We start from the raw sequence: 11,849 nt of genomic DNA on the forward strand, positions 1-11,849 counted from the left end.
ATATCTAAACACACAGGCGCCTTCCGAATGCGAGACCACGACCCCTTCGAACGCCGCCCCACCCGAGGCGAGCGCGGCCCCCGGGTATTCGCCCCCGGCGACCTCAGGTTGCTCATGCTGTCGATGCTGGCCGAACAACCTGGCCACGGCTATGACCTCATCCGCCAGATCGAGAACCTCTTCGACGGCAGCTACACCCCCAGCCCCGGCGTCATCTACCCCACCCTGAGCTACCTGGAAGAAGCCGAACTGATCACCGGCCACGTTCAGGGCAGTAAGCGCCTCTACGCCATCACCGAGGCCGGCCGTCATGCCTTGGCCGAACAGGCCGTAGCGCTGGATGGCGTACGCATGCGCATCGAGGTGAGCAAGCGCGCCCTGCGTGGCCATGACCGCCCGGCGGAAATCCACGAGGCGGTCGGCAACCTGCGCCACGCCCTGCACATGCACAGCGGGCGCTGGAGCCCCGAGGAAATCGAGCGCGTGCGCAAACTGCTCAACGATACGGCCAAGGCCATCGCCTCCGGCCCGGACGAGGCTGTCACGGAGAACACCCCATGAACGACACCATCCATCGCGTGAACCATCAAATTCGCCAACGTCGCCTGCAGGTGCTGCGGGTCGAAGACCTGACTCCACGCATGCGCCGCATCACCTTGGGCGGCCCGGAGCTGGAGGGCTTCACCAGCCTTGGCAGCGACGATCACATCAAGCTGCTGTTCGCCCAAACCCCGGAGGAACAACAGGCCATCGACGCCCGCACCCTCGGCCGTGACGGCGGCGCCCGCCCGACCATGCGTGAATACACGCCACGGCGCGTCGACCTGGTGGCCAACGAACTGGACATCGACTTCGTGCTGCACGGCGACGGCCCCGCCTCGACCTGGGCCGCCCAGGCCACGCCCGGCCAGACCCTGGACATAGCAGGCCCACGCGCCTCGATGGTGGTGCCGGACATGTTCGACAGCTATCTGCTGATCGGCGACGAAACCGCCCTGCCCGCCATCGGCCGGCGCCTGGAGGAACTGCCTGCCGGGCGCCAGGCGCTGGTATTGGTCCAGGTCGAGAATGAGCAGGAACGCCAGCCGCTGCCGAGCAAGGCGCAGGTCGAGGTGATCTGGGTACATCGGCATGAGCAAGACCTGCTGACCGTGGTGAAGGGCCTGGCGCTACCGCAAGGTGCGCTGTACACCTGGGTCGCACTGGAGAAGACGCTCACCCGCCAGGCCAAGGCGCTGTTGCTGGAGAAAGGCGTGCGTGAAGATGCGCTGAAAGCGGCCGCCTATTGGCGACTGGATGGAAGTGCCGACGACGAATGATTGGTGGAGTGCGGGCCCCATCGCGGGGCAAGCCCGCTCCCACAAAGGACCTGCAAACTCAAATAGTTATGCGTTGTTCTGTGGGAGCGGGCTTGCCCCGCGATGGCCTCCACACCGCCTCAACGGCCTGGCACCGACCGCCGCCCTCGCCATCGATCCAGCCCGATCAGCACCAACCCGATCACCCAGAACCCGGCCAGCACTCCAAGGGCGTTGAGCATCACCTGCCCATACCCAAGGCTGGCCACGTCGATGAACGGGTAGGCGTACACGCCGATCTCATTCCCCCGCCACAAGGCATAGGCAAAATACAGCGCCGGGTACAGGCTCCACGCCGCCAGGTGCCACAACCGCAGGCTGCCCTTGGGCACCACGCGCCACCAGTACAGCACGCACAGCAGCGGCATCACGTCGTGCAAAAGCTCATCGGCCAGCCATTGCCAGCCCTGGGGCTGCCACAGGTGGCGCAGCAGCACGCTGTAGGCCAGCGCCACCAGCACGATGCTCGCGGTAATCCCCGAACCCACCATGGGCGAGAGGAACAACCGCCGCGCGCCCGATGCCCGGCCGAACGCTGCATAGCTGAGCAGCGTGGCGACCAGGGTGTTGGTCAACACGGTGAAATAGCCAAAGACATTGATCAGCCCGCCGACCAGGCTGGCCTGCTCCTGCCAGCGCGCCCAGAGCACCAGGTAGACCTGAATCGCAAGGCCGCTCCAGCCCAGCAGTGCGCTCAAGCTCAGCCAGGGATGTCGCCGCATTCACCCGGCCCGTTGCAGCTTCACGTAGAGCTGCTCGACCTTCTCCCGGGCCCATGGCGTCTTGCGCAGGAAGGTCAGGCTCGACTTGATGCTCGGGTCGCTCTTGAAACAACGGATGTCGATGCGCTCGGCCAGGCCCTGCCATTGGTAGTGGGCAACCAGCTCGGTGAGGATCTGTTCCAGGGTCTTGCCATGCAGCGCGTTGTGTTGGGCCGTGCCCATGGTTGTGCTCCAGCGGGTAAAGATGCGCACCTTACACGAGTGTAGTGGGCTCGTGGACCGCCGAGCGCTGCTGCGTTGCATGGCAAGCTGAAAACCGCTGGCCAGAGGGAAACGGCTTGTGCTGAAATAGTGATGTTATATTGTAACAACAACCATTTCTGCCAAGGAACACCACAGCCCCATGCGTCACATCCCGCTGCGCCTCTCTCCCCTCGCCGTCGCCCTCTGGCTGGCCTCCACGCCCAGCCAGGCGGTGGAACTCGAACCCCAGGTCATCACCGCGAACCCGCTGGGCAATCGTCAACTCGCCACGCCCACTACCGTCCTCGAAGGCGACGACTTGTTGCAACAGCAACAAGGCAGCCTCGGCGAAACCCTCAACAAACAACCTGGCGTCGCCTCCACCTGGTTCGGCCCTGGCGCCAGCCGCCCGGTCATCCGCGGCCTGGATGGCGACCGCATCCGCATCCTGCGCAACGGCGTCGGCGCCCTGGATGCCTCGTCCCTCTCCTATGACCACGCCGTGCCGCTGGACCCGGTGAATGTGGAGCGCATCGAGATCGTCCGCGGCCCCGCAGCACTCTTGTATGGCGGCAATGCCATCGGTGGGGTGGTCAATACCTTCGACAACCGCATCCCCGACGCGCCCATCGAGGGCATCCACGGCGCCGGTGAACTGCGCTACGGCGGCGCCGACACCACCCGCAGCAGCGCCGGCAAGCTCGAGGCAGGCAATGGCGCCTTCGCCCTGCACCTGGACGCCAACAGCCGCCAGTTCAACGACCTGCGCATCCCCGGGTATGCTCGCAGTTCCAAGGTGCGCGACGCCGATGAGCCCGGCAGCCGGCACCGCTTGGAAAACAGCGATGGGCGCCAGGACGGTGGCGCGATCGGCGGTGCCTACCATTGGGACCACGGCTATACAGGCCTGTCCTACAGCCGCTACGACAGCAATTACGGCTCGGTCGCCGAACCGGGCGTACGCCTGGACATGCAGCAGGACCACTACGGTTTCGCCTCCGAATTGCGTGACCTGGATGGCCCATTCAGTTCGGTCAAGTTCGATGCCGGCTACACCGACTACCAGCACCGCGAAATCGAAAGCGGCGAAGTCCACACCACGTTCAAGAACAAGGGCTATGAAGCCCGTATCGAAGCCCGTCATCAGCCGCTCGGGCCCCTCGAGGGCGTGATTGGCGCCCAGGTCGCGCGCAACGAATTCTCCGCCCTGGGCGAGGAAGCGTTCGTGCCGCACACCGATACCGACAGCCTGGCGCTGTTTCTGCTGGAGCAGTGGCAAGCCAGCGAGCGCCTGGCCCTGAGCCTGGGCGCCCGCCTGGAGCACACCCGGATCGACCCCGATGCCAAGGGCAACGACACGTTCGCCGGGGCAGACAACACTGCCAGCTTCAATGCCGCCAGCCTGTCTTCAGGCGCGGTGTACCAGCTCGACCCGGTCTGGTCGCTGGCTGCCAGCCTGGGTTACACCGAGCGTGCGCCGACCTTCTACGAGCTGTACGCCAACGGTGCCCATGTGGCCACGGGCGCCTATGAAGTAGGCGACCCGAACCTGGACAAGGAAAAGGCCATCTCCGCCGATTTGGCGCTGCGTTTCGACAACGGCACGCACAAGGGCAGCGTCGGCGTGTTCTACAGCCATTTTCGCAACTACATCGGCCTGATCGGCACGGGCAACCTGCGCGAGGGTCATGACCATGACCACGAAGAACATGAGCATGAACACGATCATGATCACGGCGACCTGCCCGAATACCTGTACCAGGGGGTGCGGGCCCGCTTCTACGGCATCGAGGCCCAAGACCGCTGGCAGTTGCTCGAGAACCGCTACGGCAGCTTTGCCCTGGAACTGTCCGGCGACTATACCCGCGCCAAGAACCTCGACAGCGGCGAGGCGCTGCCACGCATCGCACCGCTACGCCTGAACACCGGGTTGGTCTGGGAGCGGGATCGCTGGCAGGCACGCGTTGATGTGCAGCATGCCGCTTCGCAGCATCGCAAACCCGCCAACGAGACCAGCACCGATGGCTATACCACCCTTGGCGCGAGCCTGGGCTATCGCTTCGATATCGGCCAGAGCGAATGGCTGGCCTTCGTCCGCGGCGAGAACCTGACCGACCAGACGGTACGCTATGCCAGCTCGATCCTGCGGGATGTGGCGCCAGCCGCCGGGCGCAGTGTGCAGGTCGGATTACGTACGAGCTTCTGATCGCCAGGGCCTGCTTCGCGCGCCAATCGCCGGCAAGCCGGCTCCCACCTGCTCTGCGCTGCTTTCAGAGACATCGCCGCACCGGTGGGAGCTGGCTTGCCAGCGAGAGGGCAACTCAAGACAGTTGCACCACAAGCTCAGCGGCTCTCCATGCCGTACTGTTACTGCTCAAGCAACAATCAGCTGCGACATTTTGTCTTTTTTTCTTACAAGTTCCTCTATATCCTCCACGCCGCACGCTGAAACGCTTCACCCTTGAACCTTGCAGCCGCTTCCATCGATGGGCCCACCCATTCGATGCGTTTTCCGTTGCCAAACAATCAAAAGATAGCGCTATCTCATGTTCCAACTGCCCAATATCCGTTCTTCGAGCCTTGCCCTCGCCGCCCTCCTCGGTGGCGTGTCGCCCACCAGCGGCGCCCATGAAATGTTCGCCAGCGATTCGCCGTGGATGCTCGGCGACTGGAACGGTACCCGTACCGAACTGCTGGAAAAAGGCTACGACTTCACCTTTGGCTACACCGGCGAGATGGGCAGCAACCTGCACGGCGGCTACGACCATGACCGTACCGCGCGCTATAGCGACCAGTTCACCTTCGCCAGCCACCTGGACCTGGAGAAGATCCTCGGCTGGCACGATACCGAATTCCAGCTGACCATCACCGAACGCCACGGCCAGAACATCAGCAACGACCGCATCAACGACCCACGTGTCGGCGGTTTCACCTCGGCCCAGGAAGTCTGGGGGCGTGGCGAAACCTGGCGTCTGACCCAGCTGTGGATCAAGCAGAAGTACTTCGATGGCGCCCTGGACGTGAAATTCGGCCGTTTCGGGGAAGGCGAGGACTTCAACAGCTTCCCCTGCGACTTCCAGAACCTGGCGTTCTGCGGCTCCCAGGTGGGCAACTGGGTGGGCGGCATCTGGTACAACTGGCCCGTCAGCCAATGGGCGCTGCGCGTGCGCTACAACTTCAACGACGAACTCTACGCCCAGGTCGGCGTGTTCGAGCAGAACCCCTCGAACCTGGAGTCGGGCAACGGCTTCAAGCTCAGCGGCAGCGGCACCCAGGGCGCCGTCATGCCGATCGAACTGGTATGGAGCCCACGGGTCAATGGCCTTAAAGGGGAATATCGCGCCGGCTACTACTACAGTAATGCCAAGGCGCAGGATGTTCTTAAGGACAGCAACGGTCAGCCGGCAGCCCTGAGCGGCCAGGCCTACCGCAGCAGCTCGAGCAAGCATGGCTTCTGGCTCGGCATGCAGCAGCAGGTGACCTCGCTGGCCTCGGACCAGTCCCGCGGCCTGAGCCTCTTCGCCAATGCCACGATGCACGACAAGAAGACCAATGCCATCGACAACTACGTTCAGGCAGGTGTGGTGTACAAAGGGCCTTTCGATGCCCGCGCCAAGGACGACATCGGCTTCGCCCTCGCCCGCGTGCACGTCAACCCCGGCTACCGCAAGAACGCCCGCCTCACCAACCAGGCCGCAGGCCTGGACGACTACGACAACCCCGGCTACCTGCCCGTGCAGGACACCGAGTACAGCGCCGAACTCTACTACGGCATCCACGTTACCGATTGGCTCACCGTGCGCCCCAACCTGCAGTACATCCGTCACCCGGGCGGTGTGTCGCAGGTCGACGCCGCCCTGATCGGTGGCCTGAAAATTCAGAGCAGTTTCTAACCCCACCCTTCGACCTACGGAGAACATACGATGAGCACTGACGGTGCCAAGAATGGAACCCGCTGGCTACCGCGCCTTCTGGGCGTGCTGCTGTTGCTGATGGGCCTGGCCCTGCTGGCCGGTGGCATCAAGCTGAGCCAGCTGGGAGGTTCCCTGTACTACCTGATCGCCGGCATTGGCTTCGCCTTGTCCGGTATCCTCCTGCTGGCCATGCGCCGCATCGCCCTGGGCCTGTACGGCCTGGTGCTGCTGGGCAGCACCGCCTGGGCCCTCTGGGAAGTGGGCCTGGACTGGTGGCAACTGGTGCCGCGCCTGGCCATCTGGTTCGCCATCGGCGTGCTGTTGCTGCTGCCCTGGGCCCGTCGCCCGTTGCTCGGCCCTTCCTCCAAGGTCAACACCGCGCTGTTGAGCGTCGCGGTCGTCGCCGCCGGTGCCAGCGCCCTGGGCAGCCAGTTCACCCACCCGGGCGAGGTATTCGGCGAGCTGGGCCGCGAGAGCAGCGAGATGGCCAGCGCCGCGCCGGCCATGCCGGATGGAGAGTGGCAGGCCTACGGCCGCACCGAGCACGGCGACCGCTATTCGCCGCTGCGCCAGATCACCCCGCAGAACGCCTACCGCCTGGAAGAAGCCTGGCGTATCCGCACCGGTGACCTGCCAACCGAAAACGACCCGGTGGAGCTGACCAATCAGAACACCCCGTTGAAGGTCAACGGCAAGCTCTACGCCTGCACCGCCCACAGCAAGCTGCTGGCCCTGGACCCGGACACCGGCGCCGAGATCTGGCGCTACGACCCACAGGTCAAGAGCCCGGTCGGCACCTTCAAGGGCTTCGCCCACATGACCTGCCGCGGTGTTTCCTACTACGACGAGAACCGCTACGTCAGCCGCGACGGCAGCCCCGCGCCGAAGGTCTCCGAGGCCGGCCAGGCCGTGGCCCAGGCCTGCCCGCGCCGTCTCTACCTGCCCACTGCCGATGCGCGCCTGATCGCCATCAACGCCGACACCGGCAAGGTTTGTGAAGGCTTCGCCAACCAGGGCGTGATCGACCTGACCCGCGGCATCGGCCCGTTCACCGCCGGTGGCTACTACTCCACCTCACCCGCGGCAATCACCCGTGACCTGGTGATCATCGGCGGCCACGTGACCGACAACGAGTCGACCAACGAGCCCTCCGGCGTGATCCGCGCCTACGACGTGCACGACGGCCGCCTGGTGTGGAACTGGGACAGCAACAACCCGGACGACACCGCCCCCCTGGCCGACGGCAAGATGTACAGCCGCAACTCGGCCAACATGTGGTCGATTGCCAGCGTCGATGAAGAACTGGGGATGATCTACCTGCCATTGGGCAACCAGACCCCCGATCAGTGGGGCGCAGACCGCACCCCGGGCGCGGAGAAGTACAGCGCTGGCATCGTCGCCCTGGACCTGGCCACCGGCAAGGCACGCTGGAACTATCAGTTCACCCACCACGACCTGTGGGACATGGACGTGGGCAGCCAGCCGACCCTGGTGCACCTGAAGACCGACGACGGCGTCAAGCCTGCGGTCATCGTGCCTACCAAGCAAGGCAGCCTGTATGTGCTCGACCGCCGCGACGGCACCCCGATCGTGCCGATCCGCGAGATCCCGGTACCCCAGGGCGCAGTGAAGGGCGACCACACTTCGCCGACCCAAGCCCGCTCCGACCTGAATCTGCTCGGCCCTGAGCTCACCGAACAAGCCATGTGGGGGGCCACGCCGTTCGACCAGATGCTGTGCCGCATCCAGTTCCGCGAACTGCGCTACGAAGGCCAGTACACCCCGCCGTCCGAGCAGGGCTCGCTGGTCTACCCAGGCAACGTCGGTGTGTTCAACTGGGGCAGCGTCTCGGTCGACCCGGTGCGCCAACTGCTGTTCACCTCGCCGAACTACATGGCGTTCGTCTCGAAGATGGTGCCGCGCGAGAAAGTCGCCGCCGGCAGCAAGCGCGAGAGCGAGACCAGTGGCGTGCAGCCGAACACCGGTGCGCCGTACGCGGTGATCATGCACCCGTTCATGTCGCCGCTGGGCGTGCCTTGCCAGGCGCCGGCCTGGGGCTATGTGGCCGCCATCGACCTGTTCACCAACAAGGTTGTGTGGAAGCACAAGAACGGCACTACCCGTGACAGCACCCCGGTACCGATCGGCCTGCCCGTGGGCGTGCCGAGCATGGGCGGTTCGATCGTCACCGCAGGTGGCGTCGGCTTCCTCAGCGGCACTTTGGACCAGTACCTGCGCGCCTATGACGTGAACAACGGTAAAGAGCTGTGGAAAGCCCGCCTGCCGGCCGGCGGCCAGGCCACACCGATGACCTACACCGGCAAGGACGGCAAGCAGTACGTGCTGGTCACCGCTGGCGGCCATGGTTCGCTGGGCACCAAGATGGGTGACTACATCATTGCCTACAAGCTGGCCGAGTAACACTTTCGGGCCCCGCCTGCGGGGCCCATTGGCCTGAAGCGGCCATCGCCGGCAAACCGGCACCCCGCTCCCACAAGGGCCGGGGTGCCGGTTTGCCGGCGATGAGGCCAGTGCAGGTCATCTCAGATGAAACCCTTCCCCTGCCCCCTTCGTCTACCATTGAAACCTGCCAACCACCGCCCCATCTAAGCACCATAGTCATTCACGCAGGTGCCCCATGAGCGACCAGCAGGATCTACCGGACCATCCAGACGAACACGACACAGTCGAACACCTCGAAGCCAAGGCCACGCCCGGCCACCACCTCGCCCTGCCCGGCCAGCAACTGCCGGACAAGGTCTATGTGATCCCGATTCACAACCGCCCGTTCTTCCCGGCCCAGGTCTTGCCGGTGATCGTCAACGAAGAACCCTGGGCGGAAACCCTCGACCTGGTGGCCAAGACGCCACACCATGCCCTGGCGCTGTTCTTCATGGACGAGCCCGCCGAAGACCACCGCCATTTCGATACCTCGGCCTTGCCGCAGTACGGCACCCTGGTCAAGGTGCACCATGCCAGCCGCGAGAATGGCAAGCTGCAGTTCGTCGCCCAAGGCCTGACCCGGGTGCGCATCCGCACCTGGCTCAAGCACCACCGCCCGCCGTACCTGGTCGAGGTGGACTACCCGCACCAACCAACCGAGCCCACCGACGAAGTGAAGGCCTACGGCATGGCCCTGATCAACGCGATCAAGGAGCTGCTGCCGCTCAACCCGCTGTACAGCGAAGAGCTGAAGAACTACCTCAACCGCTTCAGCCCCAACGACCCGTCGCCCTTGACCGACTTCGCCGCGGCGCTGACCTCCGCCACCGGTTCGCAGCTGCAGGAAGTGCTCGACTGCGTGCCGATGCTCAAGCGCATGGAGAAAGTCCTGCCGATGCTGCGCAAGGAAGTCGAGGTCGCGCGCCTGCAGAACGAGATCTCCGCCGAGGTCAACCGGCAGATCGGCGAGCACCAGCGCGAGTTCTTCCTCAAGGAGCAGCTCAAGGTCATCCAGCAGGAGCTGGGCCTGACCAAGGACGACCGCAGCGCCGACCTCGAGCAGTTCCAGCAGCGCCTGGAAGGCAAGACCCTGCCGGACCAGGCGAAAAAAAAGATCGACGAAGAGATGGGCAAGCTGGCGATCCTGGAAACCGGCTCGCCCGAATACGCCGTCACCCGCAACTACCTGGACTGGGCCACCGCCCTGCCCTGGGGCGTGTACGGCCAGGACAAGCTCGACCTCAAGCATGCGCGCAAGGTGCTCGACCAGCATCATGCCGGCCTCGATGACATCAAGGAGCGCATCCTCGAATTCCTCGCCGTCGGTGCCTGGAAAGGTGAGATCAGCGGCTCCATCGTGCTGCTGGTGGGCCCGCCTGGGGTGGGCAAGACCAGTATCGGCAAGTCCATCGCCGAGAGCCTCGGCCGGCCGTTCTATCGCTTCAGCGTCGGCGGCATGCGCGACGAAGCAGAGATCAAGGGCCACCGCCGCACCTACATCGGCGCCCAACCAGGCAAACTGGTGCAGGCGCTGAAGGACGTCGAGGTGATGAACCCGGTGATCATGCTCGACGAGATCGACAAGATGGGCCAGAGCTACCAGGGCGACCCCGCTTCGGCCTTGCTCGAAACCCTCGACCCCGAGCAGAACGTCGACTTCCTCGACCACTACTTGGACCTGCGTCTGGACTTGTCCAAAGTGCTGTTCGTGTGTACCGCCAACACCTTGGACTCGATCCCCGGCCCCCTGCTCGACCGCATGGAAGTGATCCGCCTCTCCGGCTACATCACCGAGGAGAAACTGGCAATCGCCAAGCGTCACTTGTGGCCCAAGCAATTGGACAAGGCCGGTGTGGCCAAGAGCAGCCTGGGCATCAGCGACAGCGCCCTGCGCACGGTGATCGAGGGCTACGCCCGCGAGGCCGGCGTGCGCCAGCTGGAAAAACAGCTGGGCAAGCTGGTACGCAAGGCAGTGGTCAAGCTTCTGGAGAACCCCGACGCCAAGCTCAAGATCGGCACCAAGGACTTGGAACCGGCCCTAGGCATGCCAGTGTTCCGCAGCGAGCAGGTGCTGGCCGGCAAGGGCGTGATCACAGGCCTGGCCTGGACCAGCATGGGTGGGGCCACCTTGCCGATCGAAGCCACCCGTATCCATACCCTCAACCGTGGCTTCAAGCTCACCGGCAAGCTGGGCGATGTGATGAAAGAGTCCGCCGAGATCGCCTACAGCTACGTCAGCTCCAACCTCAAGCAGTACGGTGGCGACCCGGGCTTCTTCAACGAAGCCTTCATCCACCTGCACGTACCCGAGGGCGCCACGCCCAAGGATGGCCCGAGCGCCGGCATCACCATGGCCAGCGCCCTGCTGTCCCTGGCCCGCGACCAGGCACCGAAGAAAGGCGTGGCCATGACCGGCGAACTGACGCTGACCGGCCAGGTGCTGCCGATCGGTGGCGTGCGCGAGAAGGTGATTGCAGCGCGGCGACAGAAAATCTTCGAGCTGATCCTGCCGGAAGCCAACCGCGGCGACTTCGAGGAACTGCCCGATTACCTGCGCGAAGGGCTGACGGTGCATTTCGCCAAGCGCTTTGCCGACGTGGCGAAGGTGTTGTTCTGATGCTGTAAAGCCCCATCGCCGGCAAGCCGGCTCCTACAGGCCCTGCGTCAGCGCAGGTCATGTGGGAGCGGGATTGCCCCGCGATTGGCGCAGGCCAGGCAACACAAAACGTCTCCCGGTTCGGTTATCCTCAGGCCATTGCCAGCCTCCGGAGCCACCATGACCGCCTTTCGTCTGCTCGCCCCCCTGAGCCTCGCCCTACTCACCGCCTGCGCCCAGCACCCTGCAAAAACTGTCGTACTGGACGCCGAGAGCGAATGTCCCCAGCAGCTTCAGGTCGGCCAGAACCTGACCCTGACCCTGCCCAGCAACCCCAGCACCGGTTACCGCTGGCTGGTGCAAAACCCTGCACCGGAGGTCCTGCAAAGCATGGGCCCGGAGGTCTACAACACACCGGAAGAGGCCGGTATCGTGGGCAGCGCAGGGACATCCACCTGGCGCTTCCTGGCCAAGGCCAGCGGCGAAGGGCATTTGATCCTGGTCTACCAGCAGCCCTGGGCGCCGGAAGTACGGCCGGTGCAGACCTTCGACTGCGCGATCCAGGTGCGATAAC

The 11,849-nt window shown here is 64.6% G+C and carries 9 protein-coding genes; 7 read left to right on the forward strand and 2 right to left on the reverse strand.

The genetic code is table 11. From position 1 onward, the window contains the following. The first annotated feature begins 27 nt into the window (after positions 1–27). On the forward strand, positions 28–561 hold the full coding sequence (locus tag IRZ56_RS06870) for a PadR family transcriptional regulator (protein WP_196144258.1): 534 nt from the start codon (positions 28–30) through the stop codon (positions 559–561). Beyond that, the gene (locus tag IRZ56_RS06875) at positions 558–1,319 is read left to right on the forward strand and encodes a siderophore-interacting protein (protein ID WP_196144259.1); all 762 of its coding nucleotides are present in this window, start codon (positions 558–560) and stop codon (positions 1,317–1,319) included. The genes IRZ56_RS06870 and IRZ56_RS06875 overlap by 4 nt, the downstream gene beginning before the upstream one ends. Before the next feature lie 119 nt (positions 1,320–1,438). On the opposite strand, the gene IRZ56_RS06880 is transcribed toward IRZ56_RS06875, so the two are convergent. Further along, a complete protein-coding gene (locus IRZ56_RS06880) occupies positions 1,439–2,080 on the reverse strand; it encodes a Pr6Pr family membrane protein (protein ID WP_196144260.1) in 642 nt (213 codons plus the stop codon). Continuing rightward, entirely contained in the window at positions 2,081–2,302 is a 222-nt protein-coding gene (locus tag IRZ56_RS06885) for a VF530 family DNA-binding protein (RefSeq protein ID WP_196144261.1), read from the reverse strand. It abuts the gene before it with no gap. Between the two features lie 181 nt (positions 2,303–2,483). Between IRZ56_RS06885 and IRZ56_RS06890 the strand changes: the two genes are divergently transcribed. From IRZ56_RS06890 to IRZ56_RS06910, 5 genes are all read left to right on the forward strand, one after another. Then, positions 2,484–4,529: a TonB-dependent receptor gene (locus IRZ56_RS06890; protein WP_196144262.1), complete on the forward strand. Its 2,046-nt coding sequence runs from the start codon at positions 2,484–2,486 to the stop codon at positions 4,527–4,529. Positions 4,530–4,869: 340 nt separating this feature from the next. Next, entirely contained in the window at positions 4,870–6,216 is a 1,347-nt protein-coding gene (locus IRZ56_RS06895; protein ID WP_196144263.1) for a carbohydrate porin, read from the forward strand. A gap of 30 nt (positions 6,217–6,246) precedes the next feature. Beyond that, positions 6,247–8,658: a glucose/quinate/shikimate family membrane-bound PQQ-dependent dehydrogenase gene (locus IRZ56_RS06900; protein WP_196144264.1), complete on the forward strand. Its 2,412-nt coding sequence runs from the start codon at positions 6,247–6,249 to the stop codon at positions 8,656–8,658. A gap of 217 nt (positions 8,659–8,875) precedes the next feature. After that, complete coding sequence (gene lon / locus IRZ56_RS06905) at positions 8,876–11,296, forward strand: endopeptidase La (RefSeq protein WP_196144265.1); 2,421 nt, start codon at positions 8,876–8,878, stop codon at positions 11,294–11,296. Positions 11,297–11,455: 159 nt separating this feature from the next. Continuing rightward, entirely contained in the window at positions 11,456–11,848 is a 393-nt protein-coding gene (locus IRZ56_RS06910; protein ID WP_196144266.1) for a protease inhibitor I42 family protein, read from the forward strand. The last annotated feature ends 1 nt before the right edge of the window (position 11,849 follow it).

Origin of the sequence: Pseudomonas guariconensis (assembly GCF_015680235.1) — a bacterium.
In the GTDB taxonomy this organism is placed as follows: domain Bacteria; phylum Pseudomonadota; class Gammaproteobacteria; order Pseudomonadales; family Pseudomonadaceae; genus Aquipseudomonas; species Aquipseudomonas guariconensis_A.

Coding starts and splice junctions, on each gene's coding strand:
- IRZ56_RS06870 (WP_196144258.1), top strand. CDS start 28: ATGCGAGACCACGACCCCTTCGAACGCCGCCCCACCCGAGGCGAGCGC.
- IRZ56_RS06875 (WP_196144259.1), top strand. CDS start 558: ATGAACGACACCATCCATCGCGTGAACCATCAAATTCGCCAACGTCGC.
- IRZ56_RS06880 (WP_196144260.1), bottom strand. CDS start 2,080: ATGCGGCGACATCCCTGGCTGAGCTTGAGCGCACTGCTGGGCTGGAGC.
- IRZ56_RS06885 (WP_196144261.1), bottom strand. CDS start 2,302: ATGGGCACGGCCCAACACAACGCGCTGCATGGCAAGACCCTGGAACAG.
- IRZ56_RS06890 (WP_196144262.1), top strand. CDS start 2,484: ATGCGTCACATCCCGCTGCGCCTCTCTCCCCTCGCCGTCGCCCTCTGG.
- IRZ56_RS06895 (WP_196144263.1), top strand. CDS start 4,870: ATGTTCCAACTGCCCAATATCCGTTCTTCGAGCCTTGCCCTCGCCGCC.
- IRZ56_RS06900 (WP_196144264.1), top strand. CDS start 6,247: ATGAGCACTGACGGTGCCAAGAATGGAACCCGCTGGCTACCGCGCCTT.
- lon (WP_196144265.1), top strand. CDS start 8,876: ATGAGCGACCAGCAGGATCTACCGGACCATCCAGACGAACACGACACA.
- IRZ56_RS06910 (WP_196144266.1), top strand. CDS start 11,456: ATGACCGCCTTTCGTCTGCTCGCCCCCCTGAGCCTCGCCCTACTCACC.